At 61.3% G+C, this 26,635-nt stretch carries 23 protein-coding genes and 1 tRNA gene; 20 read left to right on the forward strand and 4 right to left on the reverse strand.

The window, feature by feature from the left end; genetic code table 11:
* The first annotated feature begins 126 nt into the window (after positions 1 to 126).
* The 5 genes from J5286_RS03780 (at position 127) to J5286_RS03800 (ending at position 5,745) form a co-directional block, all read left to right on the forward strand.
* Complete coding sequence (locus J5286_RS03780) at positions 127 to 1,536, forward strand: helix-turn-helix domain-containing protein (protein WP_209189199.1); 1,410 nt, start codon at positions 127 to 129, stop codon at positions 1,534 to 1,536.
* A gap of 140 nt (positions 1,537 to 1,676) precedes the next feature.
* Positions 1,677 to 2,774: a polyamine ABC transporter substrate-binding protein gene (locus tag J5286_RS03785; RefSeq protein WP_113009949.1), complete on the forward strand. Its 1,098-nt coding sequence runs from the start codon at positions 1,677 to 1,679 to the stop codon at positions 2,772 to 2,774.
* A gap of 90 nt (positions 2,775 to 2,864) precedes the next feature.
* Complete coding sequence (locus J5286_RS03790) at positions 2,865 to 4,007, forward strand: ABC transporter ATP-binding protein (protein ID WP_209189200.1); 1,143 nt, start codon at positions 2,865 to 2,867, stop codon at positions 4,005 to 4,007.
* Between the two features lie 4 nt (positions 4,008 to 4,011).
* A complete protein-coding gene (locus J5286_RS03795; protein ID WP_209189201.1) occupies positions 4,012 to 4,923 on the forward strand; it encodes an ABC transporter permease subunit in 912 nt (303 codons plus the stop codon).
* A 3-nt stretch (positions 4,924 to 4,926) separates the two neighbouring features.
* A complete protein-coding gene (locus J5286_RS03800) occupies positions 4,927 to 5,745 on the forward strand; it encodes an ABC transporter permease (protein WP_113009952.1) in 819 nt (272 codons plus the stop codon).
* Here J5286_RS03800 and J5286_RS03805 read toward each other — a convergent pair whose 3' ends face one another.
* Positions 5,746 to 7,653 (reverse strand): AsmA family protein, encoded by a 1,908-nt coding sequence (locus J5286_RS03805; RefSeq protein ID WP_209189202.1) that lies wholly within the window; start codon positions 7,651 to 7,653, stop codon positions 5,746 to 5,748.
* Between the two features lie 160 nt (positions 7,654 to 7,813).
* On the opposite strand from J5286_RS03805, the gene J5286_RS03810 reads away from it, so the two are divergent.
* On the forward strand, positions 7,814 to 9,766 hold the full coding sequence (locus J5286_RS03810) for an acetoacetate--CoA ligase (protein ID WP_209189203.1): 1,953 nt from the start codon (positions 7,814 to 7,816) through the stop codon (positions 9,764 to 9,766).
* 218 nt (positions 9,767 to 9,984) lie between these two features.
* Here the strand turns inward: J5286_RS03810 and J5286_RS03815 are convergent, their stop codons facing one another.
* Entirely contained in the window at positions 9,985 to 14,013 is a 4,029-nt protein-coding gene (locus tag J5286_RS03815) for a sensor histidine kinase (protein WP_209215325.1), read from the reverse strand.
* A gap of 213 nt (positions 14,014 to 14,226) precedes the next feature.
* On the opposite strand from J5286_RS03815, the gene J5286_RS03820 reads away from it, so the two are divergent.
* Together J5286_RS03820 and J5286_RS03825 are read left to right on the forward strand one after the other, a co-directional pair.
* On the forward strand, positions 14,227 to 14,670 hold the full coding sequence (locus J5286_RS03820; RefSeq protein ID WP_018898489.1) for a phasin: 444 nt from the start codon (positions 14,227 to 14,229) through the stop codon (positions 14,668 to 14,670).
* Positions 14,671 to 14,797: 127 nt separating this feature from the next.
* Positions 14,798 to 14,874 (forward strand) — tRNA-His (locus tag J5286_RS03825).
* Between the two features lie 55 nt (positions 14,875 to 14,929).
* Here J5286_RS03825 and J5286_RS03830 read toward each other — a convergent pair.
* Positions 14,930 to 15,616, reverse strand: a complete 687-nt coding sequence (locus J5286_RS03830; protein WP_245205332.1) for a universal stress protein — start codon at positions 15,614 to 15,616, stop codon at positions 14,930 to 14,932.
* A 45-nt stretch (positions 15,617 to 15,661) separates the two neighbouring features.
* Between J5286_RS03830 and J5286_RS31115 the strand changes: the two genes are divergently transcribed.
* The 5 genes from J5286_RS31115 to J5286_RS03850 all read left to right on the forward strand — a co-directional run bounded on the left by J5286_RS31115 (position 15,662) and on the right by J5286_RS03850 (position 17,817).
* Complete coding sequence (locus J5286_RS31115) at positions 15,662 to 15,988, forward strand: hypothetical protein (RefSeq protein WP_245205333.1); 327 nt, start codon at positions 15,662 to 15,664, stop codon at positions 15,986 to 15,988.
* A 192-nt stretch (positions 15,989 to 16,180) separates the two neighbouring features.
* Positions 16,181 to 16,426, forward strand: coding sequence for a helix-turn-helix domain-containing protein (locus tag J5286_RS03835; protein WP_112942733.1), 246 nt, complete (start codon positions 16,181 to 16,183; stop codon positions 16,424 to 16,426).
* 222 nt (positions 16,427 to 16,648) lie between these two features.
* Positions 16,649 to 17,110 (forward strand): hypothetical protein, encoded by a 462-nt coding sequence (locus tag J5286_RS03840; RefSeq protein ID WP_209189206.1) that lies wholly within the window; start codon positions 16,649 to 16,651, stop codon positions 17,108 to 17,110.
* An 84-nt stretch (positions 17,111 to 17,194) separates the two neighbouring features.
* Positions 17,195 to 17,593 (forward strand): DUF4174 domain-containing protein, encoded by a 399-nt coding sequence (locus J5286_RS03845; protein WP_209189207.1) that lies wholly within the window; start codon positions 17,195 to 17,197, stop codon positions 17,591 to 17,593.
* 44 nt (positions 17,594 to 17,637) lie between these two features.
* Entirely contained in the window at positions 17,638 to 17,817 is a 180-nt protein-coding gene (locus J5286_RS03850) for a hypothetical protein (protein ID WP_112942730.1), read from the forward strand.
* Between the two features lies 1 nt (position 17,818).
* Here the strand turns inward: J5286_RS03850 and J5286_RS03855 are convergent, their stop codons facing one another.
* Positions 17,819 to 18,700, reverse strand: a complete 882-nt coding sequence (locus tag J5286_RS03855; RefSeq protein WP_209189208.1) for a LysR family transcriptional regulator — start codon at positions 18,698 to 18,700, stop codon at positions 17,819 to 17,821.
* Between the two features lie 121 nt (positions 18,701 to 18,821).
* Between J5286_RS03855 and J5286_RS03860 the strand changes: the two genes are divergently transcribed.
* From J5286_RS03860 to J5286_RS03890, 7 genes are all read left to right on the forward strand, one after another.
* Positions 18,822 to 20,318 (forward strand): CoA-acylating methylmalonate-semialdehyde dehydrogenase, encoded by a 1,497-nt coding sequence (locus J5286_RS03860; RefSeq protein WP_209189209.1) that lies wholly within the window; start codon positions 18,822 to 18,824, stop codon positions 20,316 to 20,318.
* 180 nt (positions 20,319 to 20,498) lie between these two features.
* A complete protein-coding gene (gene rirA / locus J5286_RS03865; protein WP_209189210.1) occupies positions 20,499 to 20,981 on the forward strand; it encodes an iron-responsive transcriptional regulator RirA in 483 nt (160 codons plus the stop codon).
* Between the two features lie 338 nt (positions 20,982 to 21,319).
* A complete protein-coding gene (locus J5286_RS03870; protein WP_047508290.1) occupies positions 21,320 to 22,915 on the forward strand; it encodes an ABC transporter substrate-binding protein in 1,596 nt (531 codons plus the stop codon).
* 89 nt (positions 22,916 to 23,004) lie between these two features.
* Positions 23,005 to 24,009, forward strand: a complete 1,005-nt coding sequence (locus tag J5286_RS03875) for an ABC transporter permease subunit (RefSeq protein ID WP_018898501.1) — start codon at positions 23,005 to 23,007, stop codon at positions 24,007 to 24,009.
* A gap of 9 nt (positions 24,010 to 24,018) precedes the next feature.
* Positions 24,019 to 24,906 carry an ABC transporter permease subunit gene (locus J5286_RS03880; protein WP_018898502.1) on the forward strand — a complete coding sequence of 296 codons (888 nt, stop codon included), beginning with the start codon at positions 24,019 to 24,021 and terminating at the stop codon, positions 24,904 to 24,906.
* A 1-nt stretch (position 24,907) separates the two neighbouring features.
* Complete coding sequence (locus tag J5286_RS03885) at positions 24,908 to 25,756, forward strand: ABC transporter ATP-binding protein (RefSeq protein ID WP_081931800.1); 849 nt, start codon at positions 24,908 to 24,910, stop codon at positions 25,754 to 25,756.
* Positions 25,753 to 26,589, forward strand: a complete 837-nt coding sequence (locus tag J5286_RS03890) for a dipeptide ABC transporter ATP-binding protein (RefSeq protein ID WP_018898504.1) — start codon at positions 25,753 to 25,755, stop codon at positions 26,587 to 26,589. The genes J5286_RS03885 and J5286_RS03890 overlap by 4 nt, the downstream gene beginning before the upstream one ends.
* The last annotated feature ends 46 nt before the right edge of the window (positions 26,590 to 26,635 follow it).

Consider the following 26,635-nt stretch of genomic DNA (forward strand, 5'->3'; position numbering starts at 1 on the left):
GCCAGAGTTAACTGGAGAAGTGCGATGGAATAGGGGTCGCGATGCAAAGAACGTGACAAGTTTCGGCAGTAAATTTGTCAAGTTTTGTAAATTCCGCGACCCGGATATTCTGTAAAGGATTGTCACATGGCTGAGCGCAAGATGTTTGCCGGTCCCAAGGTCCGCCGTATCCGAAACGGTCTCGGTGTGACGCAGGCGGCGATGGCCGAGGCGCTGGAAATCTCGCCGTCCTATCTCAACCTGATCGAGCGCAACCAGCGCCCGCTGACCGTGCAGCTGCTGCTGAAGCTCGCCGCGGTCTACAAGGTCGACCTGGAAGAGTTGCGCTCCGAAAGCGGCGGCAGTCTCACTCAGCTGAAGGAAGTCTTCGCCGATCCGCTGCTATCCGGCGAGCTGCCGGGCGACCAGGAACTGGTCGAAGTCGCGGAAGCGGCACCCAATGCGGCAAGCGGCGTCATCAAGCTCTACCGTGCCTACCGTGAGCAGGCGGTGCGGCTGTCCGATCTCACTTTGCTCAGCGCCGGCGAGGGGCAGTTGCCGCTGTCGGGCGCGCGGCTGCCGGCCGATGAGGTGCGCGACGTGCTGGAGCGCCGCTCGGCCTATTTCCCGCGCATCGAGACGGCGGCTGAAGCGTTCCTGCATGCGCTCTCTGACCCCCGCGATATCATCTCGACATTCAAGGAGTGGCTGCGCGCCGAGCGCGGCATCGGCGTACGGGTCCTCCCGATCCACGTCATGCCGGATCTCCGCCGCCGTTTCGACCGTCACTCCATGCGGCTCTTCATTTCCGAGCGCCTGTCGCCGGCGGATCAGGCGCAGGAGATCGCAATCGAAGTCGCCACACTGGCGCTGCGCGAGGCGATCCTTGCCGAGCTCGAAGGCCTGATGCTCTCCACTGAGGAGGCGAGGCGCATCGCCCGCTTCGAACTCGCGCGCTATGCGGCGCTGGCGCTGACCATGCCCTACGCGCCCTTCCTCGCCGCGGCCCAAGCTGCGTCCTACGACATCGATATCTTGCGCGTCCGCTTCAACGTATCCTTTGCGCAAGCCGCAACCCGGCTGACCATGCTGCAGCGCCCCGGCGCGTCGGCGGTCTCCTTCTTCACCATGGAGATCGACGGCGCCGGCCATCGGCTGCGTCGGTCAGGATCGCAGGGCTTCCCGCATCTGCGCTTCGGTGGCGACTGTCCCAAGCTCAACGTCCATGTCGCGCTGCTCCAACCCGGGCAGATCCTGGCCGAGATGGTCGAGATGCCGGACAATGCCCGATACCTCACCATATCCCGGACGCTGGAGGGGCCGAACGCGCCGTTCGGCGAGCGCGTCCGCCGCACGGCGCTTCTCGTCGGTTGTGATGCTTCGGCGGGCGAGGGGACGGTCTACGGCCGGGCGGTTTCCGCGCAAAAGGCGATCACGGCAGGCTCCGGCTGTCGGCTCTGCGAAAGGCGCGGATGTCTCTCGCGCGCCGAGCCGCCTGTCACACGCCCGTTGGGGCTCGATGAGATGGTCTCGGGCCTTGGCAACTTCGACTTTTAGTCCCGGTGTCCAGTCACAGCGAAATCATTGAGAGTGCAGGATTTTGCGCTTGTAGGCTCCATAAATCCTTTCTAGTCTGCAACCAAAACCAGAGGGAAGCATCCGCGCAAACGGTGCCCAAACAAAAAGCAGGAGATAGCATGAGGTCAATTCTCGCAAAGCTCGCGGCCACGGCTCTCGTGACTGGGCTTTCGATCACGCCATCCGTTGCCGCGGATCGCGTCGTCAACGTCTACAACTGGTCCGATTATATCGACAGTTCCATCCTCGAAGATTTCACCAAGGAAACCGGCATCAAGGTCGTATACGACACCTTCGACAGCAACGAGACGGTGGAAACCAAGCTTCTGGCCGGCGGCACCGGCTATGACGTTGTCGTTCCGACGGCCGACTTCCTGCAGCGCCAGATTCAGGCCGGCGTGTTCCAGAAGCTCGACAAGTCGAAGCTGCCGAACATCACCAACATGTGGGACGTGATCCAGCAGCGCACCGCGAGCTACGATCCCGGCAACGAATATGCCGTGGACTACATGTGGGGCACCGATGGCATCGGCTACAACGTCAAGAAGGTCGCCGAAATCCTCGGCCCCGACGTCAAGCCGGGCCTGGAAGTGATCTTCGATCCGAAGGTCGCCGCCAAGTTCAAGGATTGTGGCATCTACGTCCTCGACACGCCGAAGGATGTGCTGTCCACCGCGCTGCACTATCTTGGTCTCGATCCGAATTCGAAGAATCCGGAGGATTTCAAGAAGGTCGAGGAACTGATGACCTCGGTTCGCCCCTTCATCCGCAAGTTCCACTCGTCGGAATACATCAACGCGCTCGCTAACGGCGACATCTGCATCGCCTTCGGCTATTCGGGTGACGTGCTGCAGGCGCGCGACCGTGCCGTCGAAGCCAAGAATGGTGTCGAGGTGAATTACTCGATCCCGTCGCAGGGCGCCCAGATGTGGTTCGACATGATGGCGATCCCGGCCGATGCTCCGCATGTCGCCGAGGCTCACGAATTCATCAACTACATGATGAAGCCCGAAGTCATCGCCAAGGCCAGCGACTACGTCTTCTACGCCAACGGCAACAAGGCCTCGCAGCAGTTCGTGAGCAAGGATGTTCTGGAGGACCCGGCGATCTATCCGACCGAGGATATCATGGGCAAGCTCTTCACCATCTCTCCGTGGGATCCGAAAACCCAGCGCACGGCGACGCGGCTCTGGACGAAGATCGTCACCGGCCAGTAAGAGCATCAGGCCCGGGCGGCAACGACCGGGCCTTTTTATATGCCGATCGTGGGGACGGCGGCTTTTGAGAATGATTTTTCGGGGAACACGATGAAGTCACTTGGCAATACCCGCCGTTCATTTGCGCCGTGGACAGATCCGGCAGCTAAGCCTTTCATATCCTTCAAGAACGTCACCAAGCGTTTTGGTGATTTCACCGCCGTCGACGATCTGTCTCTCGATATCTATCACCGCGAGTTCTTCGCGCTGCTCGGCGCATCGGGCTGCGGCAAGTCCACGCTGCTGCGCATGCTTGCTGGTTTCGAGCAGCCGACCTCGGGCGAGATCATTTTGGATGGTACCGACCTTGCCGGAACGCCGCCCTATAAGCGCCCGGTCAACATGATGTTCCAGTCCTACGCGCTCTTCCCGCACATGACGGTCGAAAAGAACATCGCCTTCGGCCTGCGCCAGGACGGCATGGGCAAGGACGAGATCGGCGAACGCGTGCTGCAGATGCTGAAGATGGTAAAGCTGGAGAAATTCGCCTCCCGCAAGCCGAACCAGCTTTCCGGCGGCCAGCGCCAGCGCGTGGCGCTCGCCCGCTCGCTTGCCAAGCGCCCGAAAGTGCTTTTGCTCGACGAACCGCTTGGCGCGCTCGACAAGAAGCTGCGCGAGGAAACCCAGTTCGAGCTGATGGACCTGCAGCAGAACCTCGGTCTCACCTTCGTCGTCGTCACCCACGACCAGGAAGAGGCGATGACCATGGCCGATCGCATCGCGGTCATGAGCCACGGCAAGGTTATCCAGGTGGCGACCCCTGCCGAAATCTACGAAGCCCCGAATTCCCGCTTCGTGGCCGACTTTATTGGCGACGTGAACATCTTCGATGGCAAGATCACTGCCTCCAATGCCAACAGCGTCGAGATCTCAATCGACGAGAGCCTGACCATCAAGCTGTCGGGCGCCGAGCCGCTGCCGGTCGGAAGTGCCGCCGGCTTCGCCATCCGTCCCGAAAAGCTGAAGGTGACGCGTACGCCGCCGGCCAACCCCGGCGTCAATGCCGCCTCGGGCGAACTCTGGGACATCGCCTATCTCGGCGACATGACGGTCTTCCACGTGAAGCTCAAGAGCGGCAAGGTGGTCAAGGCGTCGTCGCTGAACGCGCAGCGCGCGGTCGATGATCCTTTCGTCTACGATCAGGAAGTCTGGGTCACCTTCGCCGAGGACGCCGGCGTTCTGTTGAAGGATTGACGCCATGGGCAAGCTCGGATCACCCGTCTACAACCGCCTCGTCATCATCGTCCCCTATGTTTGGCTGCTGCTCTTTTTCCTGGCGCCGTTCTTCATCGTCTTCCGCATCTCGCTGTCGACGACGGCAATCGCAATGCCGCCATACGAGCCGGTGTTTTCGCTGGCCGATGGCTGGGCCGATTTCTGGGAGAAGGTGTCGAGCTTCTCCTTCGACAATTACAGCTACCTGATCGACGATCCGCTCTATTTCAACGCCTATCTATCCAGCGTCATCATCGCCGGCATCTCCACGTTGCTGACGCTGCTGATCGCCTATCCGATCGCCTACGGCATGGCCAACGCCCCGCGCAGCATCCGCCCGACGCTGCTGATGCTGGTCATCCTGCCGTTCTGGACGAGCTTCCTGATCCGCGTCTACGCCTGGATTGCCATCCTGAAACCGGAGGGGCTTCTCAACCAGCTGCTGCAGTCGCTGCATATTATCGACAGCCCGTTGATCATCCTCAACACCAACGTCGCCGTCTATATCGGCATCGTCTATTCCTATCTGCCCTTCATGGTCCTGCCGCTCTATTCCGCCCTGGAGAAGATGGACGGCACGCTGATCGAGGCGGCGCAGGATCTCGGCTGCCCGCCGATAACGGCCTTCTGGCGTGTGACCTTCCCGCTGTCGCTTCCCGGCGTCGTCGCCGGCTGCATGCTGGTCTTCATCCCCGCCGTCGGCGAGTTCGTCATTCCCGATCTGCTCGGTGGATCGCAGACGCTGATGATCGGCAAGACACTGTGGAACGAGTTCAACGCCAATCGCGACTGGCCGGTCTCCTCGGCCGTGGCCACCATCTTGCTTCTCATCCTGGTGATCCCGATTGTGTTCTTCCAGAATGCGCAGGCCAAAGCCGACGAGCAGGGGAGATAGGCCATGATGAAATGGACCCGCTTCAACGTCGCTTCCGTGACACTCGGCTTCGCCTTCCTCTATCTGCCGATCGTGCTTCTGGTCGTCTTCTCGTTCAACGAATCGAAGCTCGTCACCGTCTGGGGTGGCTTCTCGACCAAGTGGTACGTGTCGCTCTTCCAGAACCAGGCGCTGCTTGACGCCGCCTGGGTGACACTGCGCGTTGGTGTGCTCTCGGCCACGGCGGCCACCATCCTCGGCACGCTCGCCGCCATTACGCTGGTGCGCTACACGCGCTTCCGCGGCCGCATGCTCTTTTCCGGCATGGTCTACGCGCCGCTGGTCATGCCCGAGGTCATCACCGGCCTGTCGCTGCTGCTGCTTTTCGTGGCAATAGGCTTCGACCGCGGCTTCTGGACCATCACGCTGGCGCATACGACGCTCACCATGTGCTTCGTCGCCGTCGTCGTGCAGTCGCGTCTCTTGACATTCGATCGGTCGATCGAGGAAGCCGCGCTCGATCTGGGCTCGCCGCCGGTGCGTACCTTCTTCGAGATCACGCTGCCGATAATCGCGCCCGCCGTCGCATCTGGCTGGATCCTCGCCTTCACCCTGTCGCTGGACGATCTCGTCATCGCCAGCTTCACCTCAGGGCCGGGCGCCACCACGTTGCCGATGAAGATCTACAGCCAGGTGCGCCTCGGCGTCACGCCTGAGATCAACGCGGTTTGCACGCTGCTGATTGCCATCGTCGCGGTCGGCGTCATCTGCGCATCGGTCATCACCAAGCGGCGCGAGCTTCAGCGTGAGAGGGATGAGCGGGCGGCGGCGAACGCGCCGTGATTATTTCGTGGCGCCTTCCTGCGGCGGCTGCTGGTTGCCCGGCTGCTGGTTGCCCGGCAACGCCGAAAGGACCGGATCCGGCCAGGAGCCGCCGACGAAGAACGGCAGCACGGGAAAAGCCGCGTCGTTGGCGGGATCGGTGGCAATGATCTTGCCTGATAGCGCGAGCCCGCTCGACTTGTAGGGAATGACGCCCGACAGCGTGATCGTTTCTTGTGGCCCTTCGATCCGGCCGCGCTTGATCTGCGCGGCCCCGTCGTCGAGATCGGCCGCGATATCCAGGCGATCGAACGCGAAGGCGCGATGTGAGACGGCGCTCAGCGCAAAGAATTCCGCCTTCGCCGCTTCGCTGCGCACCGCCTCGGAATCGAACCCGGGCAGCGAGCCTGATTGCGTGCGAAAATGAATATTGCCGGTCACATCAGCCGGCCCCGCCTTCCAGATCGGCAGCGCGGTGCTGACGGAGAGGTCGAGCGAGCCGGTTGCGAGCGGCAGCGGACCCTTGAGGTTGAGGCGCTCGATCAGGCTGGCGAAATCCGCGCCCCGGATCGACATTTGCAGCTTCCCGCCGCCATCGAAGTCGCCGCGCTTGGTCTCGATATGAGCAGTCAGCGCGCCACCCTCGAACTGGCTGTCGCCGACGTCGAACCGCGCCTCATTGCTGGAAACGATAATGCTGGCGCCGACATTGGCGAGCTTGAACGGGGCGAGATCGGCCTGCTTGGCCGACAGGCGCAGGTCGATATCGAGCTGCTGCAAGGCTCCGCCGTCTGGCGGCCCATGGTCTTCGCCGGCCACGAGGCGCACCACGAAGGCATCGAACAGGGATTTGAAGTTGATCTGATCGAAAGCCAGCGTGCCGCCGAGCTTGGCGCGCTTGCCGGGCACGAAGCTCACATCCATGGCGCCGTTGGCGTTCGAGCCGTTCATGCCAAGGCTGACATTGTCGAAACGGAAGCCGTTTGCCGCAGAGACCACGTCGCTGTCGATGGAAAACGCCTTTAGCGTCGCGGCATCCGGCAGCGCCCGCCCGGCCCATGTCAGCAGCGCGGGAAGATCCGGAATGCCGAGAGACATGCTGCCCTGCAGGCTGAAAAGGTGCGCGATGTTGGCGACGCCATCGAACTTTGCGTTCACCAGCTTGGAGGCAATTGCTGCCCTCAGCGGTGCGTTCTTGCCGCCGAACGTCAGCAGCGGGCTGCGCGAGGAGAAGTCCAGCTTGATGTCGAGATCGTTCATTCGAGCGATCAGAACCGCGTTGATCGGGCTCGACAGGCGCGGCCAGCCGATATCGGCGCTCACGCTGTCGAAGCGGTAGGTCTTGCCGCTGGCCACATCGGTCACGTTCAAGGTGCCGTCTTCGACGGTGATGGTGCCTATATCGGCATCCAGCGTCGTGTCGAGCGTTTCCTCGCCGTTCTGTTCCTGCGCGCCGGCGATCGCCTGTGCCAGCTGGCCGTCATTCGTCCAGTCGATCGTGCCATCGCGCTCGCGCGTCAAAAGCAGGTTGGGACGCAGGATATGGAATTCGTGGAAGCTCGCCTTGCCCCTGAAGGCATCGATCAGGCTGAACTCGGCCGAGATGCTTTCGATCGTGCCGAGCAGCTTGTTGTTGACGTCCTTCTGGCGCACCGCGATCTTGTTGATGGTGATGCGTGGCGTCGGCCAGAACTCGATGACAGGTCGGCCGGAAATCTCGGCATTGTAGCCCGTCCATCGCGACAGCCTGTCCTCGATGCCGGAGCGCACGAGCCCGGTCGAGATCACATAGGGGCCAGCCACCCGAAGCGAAACGAAGACGGCAAGAAAGACCAGCAGCGAGATCGTTGCGACGCGGGCGACACCCGGCAGCCAACGAGAGACGGGCCTGATTTTTATCCGCCGCGGCGGTGGTCGGGACGTACCCATGCGTTTCGCCAGTCTTTCGACATCTGCCCGTTAATGTACTGAAATTCCGGATATATCAAATGCCGGGCGGTTGCAAATATATAGCCGGGCGACCCGATCGGCCGCCATCTTTATCCGTCTTCATGGCGTGTTATATAGGGGCTAACAAGAGGAGTTCTGCATGCGTGACGATAAGCCACTCTGGATCCCTTCGCGAGCCTCGGTCGAAGCGAGCCCGATCTTCGCATTCATGCAGAAGTGCAACCGGGACTTTGACCTCGCCCTATCCACTTATGGCGAGTTGCATGCCTGGTCGGTCGCCGACCGCGCCAAATTCTGGACGGCGGTCTGGGAGTTCTGTGGCGTCAAGGGTGAGTGCGGCGAACGGGTGCTTGTCGATGACGAGATCATGCTCGACGCCCGCTTCTTTCCCGACGCGACGCTGAACTTCGCCGAAAACCTGCTCTCGGGCGAAGGGGCCGGCGAGGCGATCATCTTTCGCGGAGAGGACAAGGCAGAGGACCGCTGGAGCTGGGACCGGTTGCGCGAACAGGTCTCGAAACTGCAGCAGGCCATGCGCGCCGAGGGCATCGCATCAGGAGACCGCGTGGCGGCAATGATGCCGAACGTGCCGGAAACAGTCGCCTTCATGCTCGCCGCCGCTTCGATCGGCGCGATCTGGTCGTCCTGTTCTCCCGATTTCGGCGAACAGGGCGTGCTCGATCGCTTCGGCCAGATCGAGCCGAAGCTCTTCGTCACCTGCGATGCCTATTGGTATGGCGGCAAGCTGCAGCCTATCAAGGAGAAGGTGGTCGCGGTCGCAGCGAAACTCGGCGTTCCCACCGTCATCGTGCACTATGCGGGTGACGCCGACGATGTCGCGCGGGCCGTATCCGGTGCTCGAACGCTGGAGACCTTCATCGCCGCCCATCCGGTTCGCCCGGTGGAGTTCCAGCGCCTGCCGTTCTCGCACCCTCTTTACATCCTGTTCTCCTCGGGCACGACGGGCGTGCCCAAATGCATCGTGCATTCGGCCGGCGGCACGCTGCTGCAGCACCTCAAGGAGCATCGGCTGCATTGCGGCCTCGGCGCCGGCGAAAAGCTCTTCTATTTCACGACCTGCGGCTGGATGATGTGGAACTGGCTGGTATCGGGGCTCGCCGTCGGCGCCACGCTCTGCCTCTTCGACGGCTCGCCCTTCGCACCCGATGGCAATGTGCTCTTCGACTACGCACAAGCCGAGAAGTTCGCGGTCTTCGGCACCTCGGCGAAATATATCGATGCTGTCCGCAAGAGCGGCCTGATGCCGCGCACCTCGCATTATCTCGCCAGCCTTCGCCTGATGACCTCGACCGGATCGCCGCTATCGCCCGAAGGCTTCACCTTCGTCTATGAGGGTATCAAGGAGGACATTCAGCTCGCCTCCATCTCCGGCGGCACCGACATCGTCTCCTGCTTCGTGCTGGGTAATCCCATGCAGCCGGTCTGGCGCGGCGAAATCCAGGGCCCCGGGCTCGGCCTTGCCGTGGATGTCTGGGACGACGACGGCCATCCCGTGCGCGGCGAAAAGGGCGAGCTCGTCTGCACCAAGGCCTTCCCATCCATGCCGGTCATGTTCTGGAACGACAGCGACGGCGCCAAATACCGCGCCGCCTATTTCGGGCGCTTCGACAACATCTGGTGCCACGGCGATTTCGCCGAATGGACGGAGCATGACGGCATCATCATTCACGGCCGCTCGGACGCGACGCTCAATCCGGGTGGCGTGCGCATCGGCACGGCGGAGATCTACAATCAGGTCGAGCAGATGCCAGAGGTCGCCGAGGCGCTCTGCATCGGTCAGGATTGGGATGACGATGTCAGGGTCGTTCTCTTCGTTCGCTTGGTGCCAGGCGTTGCGTTGACCGATGAGCTGGTCAAGTCAATCAAAGCGCGAGTCCGCAGCGGCGCCTCGCCACGTCACGTGCCCGCAAAGGTCATCGCGGTGGCCGATATTCCGCGCACCAAGTCGGGCAAGATCGTCGAACTCGCCGTTCGCGAGATCGTGCATGGACGGCCGGTGAAGAACAAGGAAGCGCTCGCCAATCCTGAAGCCCTTGATTTATTTTCCAGAATCGAAGAGCTGCGCGTCTGAATAGTTAAAATGATAGCGAAACTACAATATATGACCGGACAGAGCTTCGTGGCCTCGGCAACCTTTCGTTAAGAAAGCCTTGTCAAAGGTAAATGTAACTTGGGGCTGCATATGAACGAGGCAGCTTGGAGCCTTTGCTCCCGCAACATGATGTTAATCGCCTAGTCCTTGTTGAACAGCACCCAAACTCTCAGGCAGCCTCTTGGCTGCCTTTTTTCTTAGCTGGCCAGAACCCGCTGCGACGGAAACGCGATCTCGACGAGCGTCCCTTCATTGGGCGTCGAGCTGATCGCGAAGATCGCCCGGTTGGCATCGACCATCGCTTTGGTGAGCGGCAGGCCGAGGCCCGTGCCTTCACCGCGATGGCGCGATTGCGTCGAGACCTGCCGGAACGGCTTCATCGCCTGGTCGAGCTCGCTGCGGGTCATGCCCACACCCGTGTCACGAATGCGAAGCACGACGCTGCCATTCGTCTCGTAAGAAGTCGACACGACGATCTGCCCGCCCGATGGCGTGAAGCGGATGGCGTTGGAGAGGATGTTGAGCGCGATCTGCTTGATCGAGCGCAGGTCGGCGACCACATCGGGAACCGCATGCGAAAGCGCCGTGCGGATGATCACCCGCTGGCTGTTTGCCTGCGGCTGCAGCAGCGCCACGGCCTCCGAGATGGCTTCGTTGAGATTGATCGAGTCGAAATCCAGATCCATCTCGCCGGCTTCGATCTTGGAAATATCGAGCAGGTCGTTGACGATATCGAGCACATGCCGGCCCGATCGGCCGATGTCGTTGGCATATTCGACGTAACGCGGATGGCCGATCGGCCCGAAGCGCTCGCCGGCCATCATGTCGGAAAAGCCGATGATGGCATTGAGCGGCGTGCGGATCTCGTGGCTGACGCGTGCAAGGAAATCGGTCTTGTGGGCGTTGGCCGTTTCCGCGGCACTCTTGGCGCCGCGCAACTCGTCCTCGGTGCGCTTCCACTGGGTAATGTCGCGGATCACGGCGCAGTAGCCGCTGGAGGAGGTCAGCCGTCCGAGCGTCATGAACAGCGGCACGAAACCGCCCGATGCTTCACGGCCGATCACCTCGCGCCCGTCGTTGAGCACGCTGGCGACACCATGGCTGGAAATGCCGTTGATATAGTCGAGCACCGCCTTCTGGCTCTCATGCGCGAAGAGCATCACGAAGGGTTTGCCGCGCGTGTCGTCCTCGTCATAGTTGAAGAGCGCGCTGGCGGAACGGTTCATCGACCGAATGTCGCCCTCGGCGCCGATCACCACGACGCCATCGGTCGCGGTTTCCAGGATCGAGCGCAGTTCCTCGACTTCCACCTGCAGCTTGGCGACCTTCTCGACCATGCGGTCGGCGGCGCGTCCGTCGATAGCAGGAGCGACTTCCGGGGCAGGCGCCGGCCGCTCGCTGACAACAGGCATCAGGGCCAGCATCAATGCCGTGCTGTCTTCCCAGCGGATCGACTGCAGCCGCGCCGACACCGGCACGAGGTCGTCTTCCATGGTGACCAGCATCATGCCGTCATGGCGCGCGCTGGCGTCGGCAATGTCGTCGCGCTGCAGCAGCGCATCGATGCCGCCGACATCGGCCAGATCCTGCAGCGAGCGGTAGCCCGTCAGGCGCATGAACTCGGGGTTGGCATGGATGAGCTGATCGCCGGCGTGAATGAGCACGGCGACAGGCAGTTGATCGATCATCCCAGCCGAAAAACCGTCGGTCATCTTCACCCGGGGCGGAATGAAGCTCGCCAGGATATCCATCTGGCTGACCGTTTCCTCGAGACCTTCGGTCACATCGTCGCTGTCGTCATTGGCTGCAACAGGCGTATCGTCCAGCGGCTCGTCCGCCGAATGCTCGGAAGCGGACGGGGCTTCTGCATCGCTGAGTACAGCGTCGCTGTCTGCAGTGTCGCTGGATACCGGCTGCTCAGCTTTATCCGATCCCGAGAGCTCGGCGCTGTCTTCATCGGCGCCATCATCTTCGGCAACGACCTCATCAACCAGCGATGCCTTGTCGTCTGTAAGGTCTGTTCGAGGTGCCTCCTCGGTCGCCGTCTGCGCCTCGTCAGCCGCTGGCTTAGTCTCCGCCGACGCGCTGCCATCCTCATCCGGCGTATTCACGCCAAACGCTTCGAGGCGCTTGGCGATCTCGCGAAAATTCGCCTGCTCGGCGTTCGTCAGGCCGGGGCCGACGCCATGCAGTTGCACGATCTTGTCGGTCAGTCGGCGGTTCGGCGTTTCGACGATGCGCAAAACCGGCGGTTCGGCGCGCGGTGTTTCCACGCTCTGCATTGGCGCCGGAGCGGGCGTATCGTCCTCAGCGGCGTGCTCTTCCTCGGCCAGGAAATCGTCCGTCGCCGCATTGGCAGCGTCCGTCGTTTCCGCGGAAACGGGCGCTTCGTCGATGTTGTCCTCGGCAAGTGTCTCTTCCGCGAGCTCATCCGCCACGGTCTCGTCGTCTTGCTGATCCAGCGCAGCGTCGCCGTAAGCAATGCCATCAGGGCCGAATGTGAGGCCGAGCGCCAGCGGATCTTCCGCCGCATCGGAGAGACGCACGACGCCGAAGCCGCGGAAGCCGTCGAATTCGCGGCTGCGCGTATAGGTCGGCAGCGCCGCCAGGTCGACCGGCACGGCGAGGCTTGTGCCTTCGATCGGCCAGTGAATGGTCTTGCCCGACCATGTATCGCGGCGCGCCAGCGCCTCTGAGATCTTGCCCTCGGGATCGAGGTTGAACAGCGCCGACACATCGCTGAAGGCGATGCCGATGATGTCTGCCGCATGCGGACCAACCGCTTCCGCGAATTCGCCGGAAACCTCGCTGAAATGACCTTCGGCGTCGATCTTCCAGACGAAACGCGTCGCCCGGCTATTCGGCTTGAAGACAAAGCGACCGTTCTCGGTCGTTGCCTGCGCAGCCTCGGGCGCGATCTCGGCAACGGCGGGCGCGACTTCGGCCTCATCATCCAGATCGGCGATATGGGTCTCGGGCGCCTGTGCCGGCGCTTCATCGGCCACGCCATCGTCGCTCGCAAGCTCACCATCGGCCAGTTCGGCCGCAGCGACCGGCTCAGCACTCACATCATCCGGCTCGAAAGCCGCGATGTCATCATCGGCAACCGTCTCGCCCGGATGGAATGCCTCGTCGGCCTCATTATCCTCAGCCGCTACCGGCTCCTCGGCAGTCGCAGGCGCTTCGTCATCATCGATATCATCATCAGCATCATCCGTGGCAAGCAATGCCTCGGGCTCCGGATCGGAATCCGCCAGCGTCTCGACATCGCCGAACCCGTGCGTCTCGTCATTCAAGACGGGCGCCATATCAGGCTCGATCACACCTGCCTCGAAAGCTTCGTCTCCAGCCGGCACGGTCTCCGCCTCGAAGGCCTCGGCGGCAACCGCTGAAGCCTCTGCGATGTCGGTATCGTCGGCAATTCTCTCGTCCGGCGCGTCCTCGATATCCTCGATCTCGGCAACGGCGTCGATCGCGTCGGCGAATGTCGCGGCCGGGGCGACAGCAGTATGGTTAACGGGGCTTGTGGATAAGTCCGGCGCGTCCGTCGGGTCCAGACGTCCGAGCACGGTCTCGACCGCGAAAAGCAGGTAAAGCGCGGGCTCGCTGCTGATTCGCCCGACGGCGGCCGGCAGATAACCCTTGCCTGTCGCGACCGGTCGCTTGATCAGCCCGTGCGGATGCGCGCCGGCCATGGTCGCCAGCGCCTTGGCCGTCGGTTGCGTTACGCCGAGGGATGAAAAGCCGGGGGAGGCGGCAACGATCTCGCCCTCGCCGCCGATGACGGCCATATGCGTATCCGGATCGTCGAGCCCCTTCAGCATCTGCGCGGCCGACTGCTCCGTCGACAGCGCCCGCGTTGCGACCGGCAACGAGACCAGCACCGCCGCTTCACCGGAAACGTCAATCAGTTCAACCGAGGCCTGCACGGCCACGCGCTGGAAACCCTGCGCGATGCGGATCATGAAATTCCTGGTGTCGCCGGTCCTTGAAAGTTGGCGGGCGGTGACCTCCAGCTGGCGATAGGTAATATCGCCACGATTGACGCCCTGATCCAGGAGATCATAGACGGCCGCATGGCCGAAAAGCTCCGCACCCGCGCCGTTCGCCCAGAGCGCCCGCGCAAGGTCCGCCGAGAAAAGCACCAGCGCTTCTCCGCGGGCAAAGTGCTCCCGCACACGCGGATGCACGGCGATGTCGATGAACGGATATTGGACTGCGGGCATCAGCGGACCTTTAGTCTTCGGGCCTGGCAAATTAACGGTCTATTAATAACGACAGGGCGCAAACCGGTCCAGCGCGACCAATGGCTTTCGGCCGAAAAGGTTAACGTCGGTTGCGCCGCACAATCATGTTGCACTGCACAATAAGATGCGCTATATGATGCTTACCAAACAAACGAGGCTTTCACGATGCCGAGACAAAAGGAGCAAACACCAATGGCGAAAATGGAAGACGTATTTTCTATCTCCTCTTTTGACCCCGCGAAGTTCGCTGACTCGTTTCGCGATTTCGCCGAAAAGGGTTCGCAGCAGTCGCGCGACGCCTATGCCAAGATGAAGGCAGCCGGCGAAGAAGCCAGCAAGACGCTCGAATCCACCGTTCAGACGGCCCAGGCCGGCGCTGCCGAAATCGGCCATCAGGCAATCGGCGCCCTGCGCACCAATGCCGAGAACTCGCTGACCCACATGGATGCGCTCCTCTCGGTCAAGTCCGTCGCCGAATTCTTCGAACTGCAGACCTCTTTCCTGCGCAAGCAGGCGGAACTGACGATCGAACAGGCCAAGGCCATGCAGGAAACCTCCAAGCTGGTAGCTGAAAAGGTTGCCAAGCCTTCGAAGGAAGCCGCTGAAAAGGTCATGGCTTCTTTCAAGGCTGCCTGATTTTTATGACAGACAAACGAAAAGGCTGGACCGTTCGTCCAGCCTTTTTGTATATTAAGGACAGATAGGGCTTGAATTAAATTTCAAGTCCCCGTATGTCACCCCCGTCGCGCCAAGCGACGTTTGTGCGGTTGTAGCTCAGTTGGTTAGAGCGCAGGTTTGTGGCACCTGAGGTCGGAGGTTCGAGACCCCCCAACCGTACCATTCTCTCCACTATAATAAGATAAGTATCCGGCTTCGTCTCCCACAAGACATCGCCTCAATGCTTCATCATGACAGGCATGGTCGCGTGCGAAAGCACGTATCGGGTGATCCGGCCGAAGAGCAGTTCCAGAAGATAGCCCCGCTTGAAGGCGCCGATCAGCAGGCAGGTTGCTTGCTCGGCCTTCGCAAAGTCCACGATCGCCTCGCCGATCGAACGGCCATTCGACGATATCGCCACCACTTGGCCTTGAAGCGCAAGGCGGGCAAGCAGGGCCTCAGCGCTCGTCTTGGCCTTGCCGTCGTTGTCGTCGATGCAGACGAGCGTGATCCGTTTCGCGGCGACAAGCCAGCGTTTGGCGGCGATAAGGGTGTCTTCGGCGTGTCCCTGTTGTCTCCAGCCGATCACCACATGGCCAAACAGATTGCCTTGGTAGTAGTCTCTGGCGGGCGGCATCAAGACCAGTTTATGCTGGCTGAACACGACGCTGCGAAAGGCGTCGCGCGCGTCGGCGTTGCCGTGCCTCGATGTCACCACGAGTTCGCTCGCCGCGCATTCGGTGGCGACGCAGCGCGAGACATCGCCGCGGCAATCGTCGAGAAAAACTGTGCGTCGCTGCGCGTGGCGCCGGCGCCAGGTGGCGAATGCCCGGCCCACCTGCTCGAAACGCTGCCGCGACGAGCCCTCGGCGTGATCGCGCAACTGTATCAAATCGATCTCCTCGGGCGAGAAGACCAGCGTCATCGGCTCCGATCCGATGTGCGCGGCGGCCATTGAGCCGTGTATGGCATGCGCTGCATCCTCGGCAAGATCGAGGCAGAGCCGCGCGGTCATCGGGTCGGGCAGAAGCGCCAGAACCTCCGCGCCGCCATGCGATCGGCACAGCGGGCTATAGCTCTCGATATCCCGGTCAGCGTTTCTGCTATCCCTCGTGAACATGGCCATACGCGCTCCAAAGGGGCGCTTGCCGGGATCGAACAATGGTCGCATGGAGGCGACTTCACCGCAGGCGCCGATGGCATGATTTTACGCCTGCAAATGACGCTCTGCAACATGCTCCGCGCAGGCAAAATCGAGCGTTTTGACGAGTCGTCCGCCTCTCCAAGCTGTGCCTGATATGGCCTATCAAAGGCCTGTCGCCGCGCCGGACAGGTATTTTTCGTGAGTCACCCTTGTATAAAAGGTGTTGCTAATCAATATCATCGCCATGCCCCGCGCCCCCTGCGTCATATTGCGTTGCAAAATGTGAACGAGAATGCCATTTTCCCGCCGGGGGTTAATTCAGAGTGATTTTAGAAGGAGACTTATATGTCCATTTCGCTCAGCAATCTGGATAAATCCAACGCCCAGCCAATCCCTCCGGTCAACGCAGCCGCGGTTCTGAGAACGGCACGCGAGACCATTGGCTATAGCGTTGACGATCTCGCCGTGACGTGTGGTCTGCTCGTCGCTGAAATCGAGGAAATCGAACGCGGCGAAGACACGGATTCCGCCAAGATCAAGCGTATCGCCGCTGCCTTGCAGCTGCCGCTTGCTTCGCTGGGCCTGGAATAATCCGGTTGTTATTGCGGGACCGGCGGCTCTTCGCCGGTCCTGCCGCTTGCCTCCTCGCTTAGCGGTTCATTAACCGTATCGCCCGAACCCCAGGGACGGGCCAATGCCGGAGGTAGTTTTACCTCTCCCCATATAGGATATATTGGCAACCTGAGGGCGAATGTTCCGTCGGGCGCTACATCGTGTTGAGCGGTAGCCGGACGGTATCATGGGGACAGCATCATGGAACGACGTGCATTTCGCATCGGCGATCGATGGGTCGATGGCGGCGAACTCCTGGAGCGCGGCATGTTGCTCGTGTGCGCGGTTCTGGCAGTCATACTTCCAGTCCTCGACACTGGCCTCCCGGATACGAGCGACGATATCCTGCTGCACGACTTCAGCCTGCTTGGCGGCGCCACCTATCTTATGCTGGCAACCTATGCCGCCGCCTTCTTCGGGGTTTTCGCGCTGGCCGTGCGCGAGCACATGCGTTTCATCGATCTCGCGGGTTTGATCATGGCCGCCATTGCAGTCTCCCGCGCCGTCTATTTGATTGGATGGGTTCACCTTCCGGTCACCGTGGACGAGGGCGGTCTCGCTTCGGTTCCGCTTACAGGATTTCATCTGTCCTATGGCAGCGTGCCGCTCTTCTTCCTGCTCTTCGGCAGCCTATGGCAAATGCGCCGCTCCTGGCGCGGGTAGGCGCCAGGCTATCCCGATCCTTCCGGCCGATCATGGAACTCCGGGCATCAGCACACGTTTTCCTTCTTTAAAAGGAAGGTGCGTATGTTGGAAACCCAAGCCGACAAGTCGGTTGTCGCAAGCCTTGCGCAGTTCCGCTGGGAGAGCCGCGTCATTGTGATCTTTCCCGACAAGGACAATGCCCGAACAGCCCGGCAGGAAAACCAGCTGATGGCGGACAGGCCGGGCCTCGAAGAACGCGACGTCGTCGTGCTGAAGGTCGCCGGCGATACCGTCCGCCCGCTTTTCGGCGCCGTCGAGGATCTGGACGCCAAGGCGCTCGCCCGTGATCTGGCCGCCTCGCCGCCGGGAGAATTCATGGCCTTCCTTGTCGGCAAGGATGGAACGGTGAAGCTCACCCTCGGCGAGCCAATATCGGCCGCCGAGCTTTTCACCATCATCGATGCCATGCCGATGCGTTCAGCCGAAGCCGCCCGGCGCTAAGCCGGCACATCTTCAGAAACAGATATCCAAGAAAGGAGGGGATCATGTCCGTGCCAAACGAACCCTTGCCCGGCACGCCGCCGATGCCGGGACCCGATTGGGCGCCGCAGCCTCCGATCCACGAGCCGGAGCCCGACAGCTTGCCGGACGAACTGCCCAATCCGAACCCGGATGAAAACGACGAGCCACCCAAGCATGCTTGGGATCAGGCCGTGCGGAGCTAATCTAAAGGAACATCTGCCTGTCGGCCGACACCAGTTCCTGCAGGAAATCGACGACGGTGCGCACGCGCAGAAGGTCGCGTGCGCTTTCATGATACGTCGTCCAGTAGGCGCGCTCGATCGAAACATCGGGCAGGATGCGGATCAGTTCGGGATATTGCCGGGCAATGTAATCGTGCAGGATGCCGATGCCGGCACCGGAGCGAACGGCTTCCGTCTGGCCTGTTGCGGTCGAAATCTCGAAGCCGGCGTCCCAGCTGCGCATCACCGCCGATGAGAAATTCAGCGATGCGGTGAAGATCAGATCCTCGACATAGCCGATCCGGGGATGCTCCTTCAACGCCTCGATATCGTCAGGGGTGCCGCTCGCCTGGAGATAATCCTTCGAGGCGTAGAGCCCGAGCGTGTAATCGGTCAGCTTCGACGAGACAAGCCGCCCCTGTTCCGGCCGCTCGAGCGTGATTGCGATATCCGCCTCGCGCTGCGACAGCGAGAAGGAGCGGGGCACAGGCACCAGCTGTATCCGGAGCTCCGGATGCCGCTTGATCAGCCGGCCGAGCCGAGGTGCCAGAAACGCGACGCCGAAGCCATCGGGCGCGCCGATCCGAACCGTTCCCGCTATGCTGCTGTCGAGATGGCCGAGGCTTGCCTGCGCCCTCAGCATCTCGGTCTCCATGCGCTCGGCGGCATGCAGAAACATCTCGCCCTCCGCCGTCAGGTCGCAGCCATTGGTGCGGCGCACGAGCAGCCGCGTCTTCAGCCGCTCCTCCAGCGTCGTCACTCGCCGGCTCAGCGTGGCGTGGTTGACGCCCAGCCGTTTGGAGGCGGAGAGGATCTGTCCCGTCCGGGCCACGGCCAGGAACATACGCACATCATCCCAGTCCAAATCGACCTCCGGCTTTAATTTTTGCACAACGGTTGCTTAAACCTGTTCATTGATTTGTGCAAATTGAAGTGCGATGCTGGCTCATTCAATAAAGACTGTGAAACCCAGAGGAGTCACACCCATGCATGAGATTGGTCATTTCATCGGCGGCAGGCACGTCGTCGGCTCGAGCGGCCGCGCGAGCAATGTGTACAACCCGGCAACGGGCGAAGTTCAGGCAACCGTAGCGCTCGCCAGCGTCGAGGAGATGCGCGCCGCCGTCGAAAACGCCAAGGCCGCGCAGCCGAAGTGGGCAGCCACCAACCCGCAGCGTCGCGCCCGCGTCTTCTTCAAGTTCGTCGAGCTCCTGAACAAGCACATGGACGAGCTTGCCGTCATGCTCTCCAAGGAACACGGCAAGACGGTCGAAGACTCCAAGGGTGACATCATCCGCGGTCTCGAAGTCTGCGAATTCGTCTGCGGCATTCCGCACCTGCAGAAGGGCGAGTTCACCGAGGGCGCAGGTCCCGCGATCGACATGTACTCGATGCGCCAGGCTGTCGGCATCGGCGCCGGCATCACCCCGTTCAACTTCCCGGCCATGATCCCGATGTGGATGTTCGCGCCCGCCATCGCCTGCGGCAACGCCTTCATCCTGAAGCCTTCCGAGCGCGATCCGTCCGTGCCGATGCGCCTCGCCGAACTGATGATCGAAGCCGGTCTTCCGGCAGGCATCCTCAACGTCGTCAACGGTGACAAGGAAGCCGTCGACGCGATCCTGACGGACCCGGATATCGGTGCCGTTTCCTTCGTCGGCTCGACCCCGATCGCTCGCTACGTCTATGGCACCGCTGCCATGAACGGCAAGCGCGCCCAGTGCTTCGGCGGCGCCAAGAACCACATGATCATCATGCCCGACGCCGACATGGACCAGGCCGTCAACGCCCTGATCGGCGCTGGCTATGGTTCCGCCGGCGAGCGCTGCATGGCGATCTCCGTTGCCGTCCCGGTCGGCGAGGAAACCGCCAACCGCCTCGTCGAGAAGCTGACGCCGAAGATCGAGGCGCTGCGCATTGGTCCGTACACCGACGAGAAGGCCGATCTCGGCCCTGTTGTCACCAAGGAAGCCCAGGCCCGCATCAGCAGCCTGATCGACAAGGGTGTGGAAGAGGGCGGCAAGCTCGTCGTCGATGGCCGCGGCTTCAAGCTGCAGGGCTATGAGGGCGGCTACTTCGTCGGCGGCACGCTGTTCGATCACGTCACGCCTGACATGGATATCTACAAGCAGGAAATCTTCGGACCGGTTCTCTCCGTCGTTCGCGCCAAGAACTACGAAGAAGCGATCGACCTGCCGATGAAGCATGAATACGGCAACGGCGTTGCGATCTTCACCCGCGACGGCGACGCCGCCCGCGACTTCGCAAGCCGCATCAACATCGGCATGATCGGCATCAACGTTCCGATCCCGACCCCGCTTGCCTATCACTCCTTCGGCGGCTGGAAGGCATCGTCCTTCGGCGACCTCAACCAGCACGGCACGGACTCGATCAAGTTCTGGACGAAGACAAAGACGATCACCGCCCGCTGGCCTTCGGGCATCAAGGATGGCGCTGAATTCTCCATGCCGGTCATGAAGTAAGTATTTGTAAATGCTGCGCTTTGGAAACGGGCCCCGCGAGGGGCCCGTTCTCGTTCAAGGTCACGCGTCGCTCTTCTCTATAACGTGATTCATTTTTTCATCTTTTTCTATTTTGGAATTGTTCAAAACTATCAAAGGCATTATATACGGTGCCTAACGAGAACGAATCTGGAGATCGGCATGCGTTTGACCAAGCAGACCAACTATGCTGTTCGCATGTTGATGTACTGCGCTGCCAATGAAGGCAGTCTCAGCCGGATTCCGGAAATCGCCAAGGCATACGGCGTTTCGGAACTTTTCCTGTTCAAGATCCTGCAGCCGCTGAACAAGGCTGGCCTCGTCGAGACCGTGCGTGGCCGCAACGGCGGTGTGCGTCTGGGCAAGCCGGCGGACAAGATCAGCCTTTTCGACGTCGTCCGCGTCACCGAAGACAGCTTCGCAATGGCCGAGTGCTTCGAGGATGACGGCGAAGTCGATTGCCCGCTGGTCGATAGCTGCGGCCTGAACTCTGCACTGCGAAAGGCGCTGAACGCCTTTTTCGACGTGCTGACTCAGTATTCGATCGACGATCTGGTCAAGGCCCGTCCGCAGATCAACTTCCTGCTCGGCCTTGAGGGCGATCATCATCAGCCCAAGCCCCGCGCCGTCGCGCCGGCTGCCTGAGGTAGAGCCGCGTCATTCTTCGCAACCGCAGTCACGGATCGTGGCTGCGGTTGTTTCGTTTCTGGATTCCCATCGCAGGCGTGTGCCCAAGAGCTCGGTATTTGCACTACCGTTGATATGCGCAACATTAAATGTGACCAAAAGAAGGGTTATCCAGCGTGAATATTGCTAAATGCGGCCCATTTTCGGCGTAAAATTACTAAAGTTGTCCGGCTGGAAAAATTTTCCGGCCCGGTCGTTGATTTAGACAATCAAATGTCGTTCCATCGGCGCACGATCGGGGGGAGTGCTCTGCGATCAGACAAACGTATAAAAGAACAAACCTGGGAAACGAAATCATGAAAAAGATCTCTGTCCTTCTGGCAGCGACTGTTTTGGCTTCTGCCATGGCGTCGACCGCTTGGTCCAAGACGCTGGTATATTGCTCGGAAGGATCGCCGGAAGGCTTCGATCCCGCGATCTACACGGCAGGCACCACTTTCGACGCTTCCTCGCGTACCGTTTACAGCCGCCTGGTCGAGTTCAAGCATGGCAAGACCGAAGTAGAGCCGGGCCTTGCCGACAGCTGGACCGTTTCCGATGATGGCCTGACTTATACCTTCAAGCTGCATCCGGGCGTCAAGTTCCAGACCACCGAGTTCTTCACGCCGACCCGCGACCTGAACGCTGACGACGTTGTCTTCTCGTTCGACCGCCAGCTGAAGGCTGATAGCCCCTGGGCCAAGTATGTCGCCGGCGTTTCCTACGAATACGCTGCCGGCATGGGCTTCCCCGATCTGATCAAGTCGGTCGAAAAGGTCGATGACCTGACCGTCAAGTTCACGTTGAACCATCCGGAAGCACCGTTCCTCGCCGACCTCGCGATGGACTTCGCATCGGTCGTTTCCAAGGAATATGCCGACAAGCTGCAGGCCGATGGCAAGATGGAGCAGATGAACCAGATGCCGCTCGGCACCGGTCCGTTCACCTTCGTCGCCTACCAGCCGGATGCCGTCATCCGCTACAAGGCCAACGAAACCTACTTCAAGGGCAAGGAAAAGATCGACGATCTCGTTTTCGCGATCACCCCTGACGCCTCGGTTCGCGCTCAGAAGCTCAAGGCCGGCGAATGCCACATCATGCCTTACCCGAACGCTGCCGACGTCAAGGACCTGAAGGCTGATTCCAGCCTCAAGGTTCTGGAACAGCCGGGCCTGAACGTTTCCTACCTCGCCTACAACACGCAGCAGGCGCCGTTCGACAAGCCTGAAGTGCGCAAGGCGCTCAACATGGCGATCAACAAGCAGGCGATCGTCGATGCCGTCTTCCAGGGCGCTGGCCAGGTTGCCAAGAACCCGATCCCGCCGACGATGTGGTCCTACAACGACGCCGTCAAGGACGATGCCTACAGCCCCGACGAAGCCAAGAAGATGCTTGAAGCCGCTGGCGTCAAGGATCTCTCGATGAAGATCTGGGCGATGCCGGTTTCGCGTCCGTACATGCTGAACGCACGTCGCGCCGCCGAGCTGATGCAGGCTGACCTCGCAAAGGTTGGCGTCAAGGTCGAAATCGTCACCCACGAATGGGCCGAATACCTGAAGCTCTCCAAGGACGTTAAGCGCGATGGCGCCGCCATCCTCGGCTGGACGGGCGACAACGGTGATCCGGACAACTTCCTCGACACGCTGCTCGGCTGCGAAGCCGTCGGCGGCAACAACCGCGCGCAGTGGTGCAACAAGGAATTCGACGCCCTCGTGAAGAAGGCCAAGAAGACCTCCGACGTTGCTGAGCGCACGAAGCTCTACGAAGAGGCACAGGTTGTCTTCAAGAAGGAAGCTCCCTGGGCAACCATCGACCATTCGACGGAATTCGTTCCGATGAACGCCAAGGTTTCCGGCTATGTGCAGGATCCGGTCGGTGTTCACCGCTTCGACGGCGTTGATATCGCCGAATAACCAAAACTATGCAAAGATGCCCGACAAGATCGGGCTTGGCCGGCGGTCAGGTTTGATACCTGACCGCCGGACTAATATGGACATATGATATGTTTCGTTTTTTCATCGGGCGCCTAGCGGTCCTGATCCCCACCTTCCTCGGTGTTTCCATCATCGCCTTCGCGTTCATCCGCCTGCTGCCCGGAGACCCGGTCATGCTGATGTCGGGCGAGCGTGTCATGGCGCCGGAACGCCATGCTGAAATCATGCACGACCTCGGCCTCGACCGGCCCGTCTACGTCCAGTACATCGATTACCTCGGTAATCTCGTGCAGGGCGATCTCGGTTCGTCGATCGTCACCAAGCGCCCGGTCCTGCAGGAATTCATGTCGCTGTTTCCGGCAACGCTGGAGCTGTCGCTCTGTGCCATCCTGTTCGCCATCATCCTCGGCATTCCCGCCGGCATCTTCGCCGCGGTGAAGAGGGGGACGTGGTTCGACCAGGGGGTCATGGGCGTGGCCCTTGTCGGCTATTCCATGCCGATCTTCTGGTGGGGCCTGCTCCTCATCGTTCTCTTCTCGAATACGTTGCACTGGACACCCGTTTCTGGCCGTATCTCGCTGATGTACTTCTTCAAACCGGTCACCGGCTTCATGCTGATCGACAGTCTGCTGTCCGGTCAGGCCGGCGCCTTCAAGTCGGCCTTCCAGTCGCTGATCCTGCCGACCATCGTTCTCGGCACCATTCCGCTGGCCGTCATCGCCCGCCAGACCCGTTCGGCCATGCTCGAGGTTCTCGGCGAGGATTATGTCCGCACCGCCCGCTCCAAGGGCCTCGCGCCCCTGCGTGTCGTCGGCGTGCATGCGCTGCGCAACGCCATGATCCCTGTTGTCACCTCGATCGGCCTGCAGGTCGGCGTTCTGCTTGGCGGTGCCATCCTGACGGAAACCATCTTCTCCTGGCCGGGTATCGGCAAGTGGATGGTCGATGCGGTCTTCAAGCGCGATTACACCGTGGTCCAGGGCGGTCTGCTCCTGATCGCTGCCATCATCATGCTCGTCAATCTGATCGTCGATCTCATGTACGGTCTCATCAACCCACGCATCAGACACTAGGAGCGGCCCATGAGCACGACAAACACCACGTCTGCCCAGCCCTCCGGTCTCTCGGAGTTCTGGTACTACTTCTCCCGCAACAAGGGCGCGGTCATCGGCCTCGTCGTCTTCGTCTTCGTTCTCCTGCTGGCGATCTTCGCATCCGTCGTCGCCCCGCATGATCCGAACGTACCCTCGGGCTTCCAGCGCCTGCCGCCGGCATGGTCGGAAGGCGGCAACAGCGCCTATCTGCTCGGCACCGATGCCGTCGGCCGCGACATGCTTTCGCGACTGATCTTCGGCACGCGCTTCTCGCTGTTCATCGGCCTCGTCGTCGCCTCGCTGTCGGCTGTCGCCGGCGTGCTGCTCGGCCTCATCGCCGGTTACTTCCGCGGCCGCACCGATACGATCATCATGCGCGTCATGGATATCATCCTGGCCTTCCCGTCGCTGCTTCTGGCCCTGGTCCTGGTCGCCGTTCTCGGCCCCGGCCTGTTGAACGCCATGATCGCGATCTCGATCGTCAACCAGCCGCACTTCGTCCGCCTGACCCGCGCCGCCGTCATCAGCGAGCGCGAGAAGGAATATGTCGTGGCATCCCGCGTCGCCGGCGCCGGCACGCTTCGCCTGATGTTCAAGACGATCCTGCCGAACTGCCTTGCACCGCTCATCGTTCAGGCAACGCTCGCCTTCTCGGCGGCGATCCTCGACGCGGCGGCCCTCGGCTTCCTCGGCATGGGCGCCCAGCCGCCGACATCCGAGTGGGGCACGATGCTCGCCGACGCCCGCGAGTTCTTCCAGAGCTCGCCGTCGCTCGTCACTTTCCCGGGCCTGTGCATCCTCATCACCGTTCTCGCCATCAACTTGATGGGCGACGGTCTGCGTGATGCGCTCGATCCCAAACTGAAGAGGTCCTGATATGGCACTTCTCGAAATCGAAAATCTCGTCGTCGAGTTCCAGACCTCGACCGGCACCTTCCGCGCCGTCGATGGCGTGTCGATGAAGGTCTCGGCCGGCGAAGTCCTCGCCATCGTCGGCGAATCCGGCTCCGGCAAGTCCGTCTCCATGCTTGCAGCCATGGGCCTTCTGCCCTGGACCGCCAAGGTCACGGCCGACAAGCTGGTCTTTGACGGTCGCAACCTGCTCGGCATGTCGGGCAGTGAACGCCGCAAGATCATCGGCAAGGACATGTCGATGATCTTCCAGGAGCCGATCGCCAGCCTCAACCCGTGCTTCACGGTCGGCTTCCAGATCGAGGAAGTGCTGCGCATTCACCTCGGCCTCGGCAAGGCGGAGCGTCGCAAGCGCGCCATCGAGCTCTTCGAAGCCGTCGGCATTCCGAACCCCGCCGAGCGTCTCGGCCACTTCCCGCACCAGATGTCGGGTGGCCAGTGCCAGCGCGTGATGATCGCGATTGCGATCGCCTGCAACCCGAAGCTCCTGATCGCCGACGAGCCGACCACAGCGCTCGACGTCACGATCCAGAAGCAGATCCTCGATCTCCTGATGCGCCTGCAGACGGAACACGGCATGGGCCTCATCATGATCACCCACAATATGGGTGTGGTCGCCGAGACCGCCGATCGCGTGATCGTGCAGTATAAAGGCCGCAAGATGGAAGAGGCCGACGTGCTGTCGCTGTTCGAAGCACCGAAGAGCGATTACACCCGCGCGCTGCTCGCGGCTCTGCCCGACAACGCCACCGGTGACCGCCTGCCGACCATCGGCGAGATCTTCAAACAGACGAGTGAGGGAGCGGCCCAATGACGCCAGTCCTCGAAGGCAAGAACATCGTCCGCAACTACTTTCTGCCGGGCGGCCTGTTCAAGAAGGAAAAGACCGTGCACGCCGTCAAGGGCGTGAACTTCAAGGTGGAACAGGGCAAGACGCTCGCCATCGTCGGCGAAAGCGGCTGCGGCAAGTCCACGCTCGCCCGCATCATCACCATGATCGATCCGGCAAGCGACGGCGAACTCTTCATCGACGGCAAGAAGGTGGATATCGCGGCCGGCGATCTGACGCCCGAAATGCGCCGCAAGGTGCAGATCGTGTTCCAGAACCCCTATGGTTCGCTGAACCCGCGCAAGAAGATCGGCGATATCCTGATGGAACCGCTGATCATCAACACCAACACGCCCGCTGCCGAACGCCGCGAACTGGCGATGTCGATGTTGAAGAAGGTCGGCCTGCAGGACGTCCACTTCAACCGCTATCCGCACATGTTCTCCGGCGGCCAGCGCCAGCGTATCGCGATTGCTCGCGCGCTGATGCTGAAGCCGCGGCTTCTGGTGCTGGACGAGCCGGTCTCGGCACTTGATCTGTCGGTGCAGGCACAGGTGCTGAACCTGCTCGCCGACCTGCAGGACGAGCTGAACCTGACCTACGTCTTCATCAGCCACGACCTCTCGGTCGTCCGCTACATGGCCGATGACGTCATGGTCATGTATTACGGCGAAGCTGTCGAATACGGATCGCGGGATCAGGTTTTCAACGACCCGCAGCACAGCTATACCAAGACATTGTTCGCGGCGACGCCGCGCGCCGATGTCGACACCATCAGGGCACGTCTCGCCCGCAAGAATGCGGCCATCGCGTCGTAATCTTGGGTCTCCTGACACGGCGGATCATGCCGAGGTGAGGAGAGTT

The organism is Rhizobium sp. 16-488-2b (assembly GCF_017741815.1).
GTDB lineage: Bacteria > Pseudomonadota > Alphaproteobacteria > Rhizobiales > Rhizobiaceae > Rhizobium.

Bases quoted from the DNA above. Each gene is read 5' to 3' on its own strand.
- J5286_RS03890 (WP_018898504.1), top strand. From the start codon at position 25,753: ATGACGCCAGTCCTCGAAGGCAAGAACATCGTCCGCAACTACTTTCTG.
- J5286_RS03800 (WP_113009952.1), top strand. From the start codon at position 4,927: ATGATGAAATGGACCCGCTTCAACGTCGCTTCCGTGACACTCGGCTTC.
- J5286_RS03885 (WP_081931800.1), top strand. From the start codon at position 24,908: ATGGCACTTCTCGAAATCGAAAATCTCGTCGTCGAGTTCCAGACCTCG.
- J5286_RS03790 (WP_209189200.1), top strand. From the start codon at position 2,865: ATGAAGTCACTTGGCAATACCCGCCGTTCATTTGCGCCGTGGACAGAT.
- J5286_RS03880 (WP_018898502.1), top strand. From the start codon at position 24,019: ATGAGCACGACAAACACCACGTCTGCCCAGCCCTCCGGTCTCTCGGAG.
- J5286_RS03830 (WP_245205332.1), bottom strand. From the start codon at position 15,616: ATGACGCTGGTCTTCTCGCCCGAGGAGATCGATTTGATACAGTTGCGC.
- J5286_RS03795 (WP_209189201.1), top strand. From the start codon at position 4,012: ATGGGCAAGCTCGGATCACCCGTCTACAACCGCCTCGTCATCATCGTC.
- J5286_RS03860 (WP_209189209.1), top strand. From the start codon at position 18,822: ATGCATGAGATTGGTCATTTCATCGGCGGCAGGCACGTCGTCGGCTCG.
- J5286_RS03820 (WP_018898489.1), top strand. From the start codon at position 14,227: ATGGCGAAAATGGAAGACGTATTTTCTATCTCCTCTTTTGACCCCGCG.
- J5286_RS03815 (WP_209215325.1), bottom strand. From the start codon at position 14,013: ATGCCCGCAGTCCAATATCCGTTCATCGACATCGCCGTGCATCCGCGT.
- J5286_RS03835 (WP_112942733.1), top strand. From the start codon at position 16,181: ATGTCCATTTCGCTCAGCAATCTGGATAAATCCAACGCCCAGCCAATC.
- rirA (WP_209189210.1), top strand. From the start codon at position 20,499: ATGCGTTTGACCAAGCAGACCAACTATGCTGTTCGCATGTTGATGTAC.
- J5286_RS03875 (WP_018898501.1), top strand. From the start codon at position 23,005: ATGTTTCGTTTTTTCATCGGGCGCCTAGCGGTCCTGATCCCCACCTTC.
- J5286_RS03850 (WP_112942730.1), top strand. From the start codon at position 17,638: ATGTCCGTGCCAAACGAACCCTTGCCCGGCACGCCGCCGATGCCGGGA.
- J5286_RS03870 (WP_047508290.1), top strand. From the start codon at position 21,320: ATGAAAAAGATCTCTGTCCTTCTGGCAGCGACTGTTTTGGCTTCTGCC.
- J5286_RS31115 (WP_245205333.1), top strand. From the start codon at position 15,662: ATGCGCTGCATCCTCGGCAAGATCGAGGCAGAGCCGCGCGGTCATCGG.
- J5286_RS03810 (WP_209189203.1), top strand. From the start codon at position 7,814: ATGCGTGACGATAAGCCACTCTGGATCCCTTCGCGAGCCTCGGTCGAA.
- J5286_RS03840 (WP_209189206.1), top strand. From the start codon at position 16,649: ATGGAACGACGTGCATTTCGCATCGGCGATCGATGGGTCGATGGCGGC.
- J5286_RS03805 (WP_209189202.1), bottom strand. From the start codon at position 7,653: ATGGGTACGTCCCGACCACCGCCGCGGCGGATAAAAATCAGGCCCGTC.
- J5286_RS03845 (WP_209189207.1), top strand. From the start codon at position 17,195: ATGTTGGAAACCCAAGCCGACAAGTCGGTTGTCGCAAGCCTTGCGCAG.
- J5286_RS03785 (WP_113009949.1), top strand. From the start codon at position 1,677: ATGAGGTCAATTCTCGCAAAGCTCGCGGCCACGGCTCTCGTGACTGGG.
- J5286_RS03780 (WP_209189199.1), top strand. From the start codon at position 127: ATGGCTGAGCGCAAGATGTTTGCCGGTCCCAAGGTCCGCCGTATCCGA.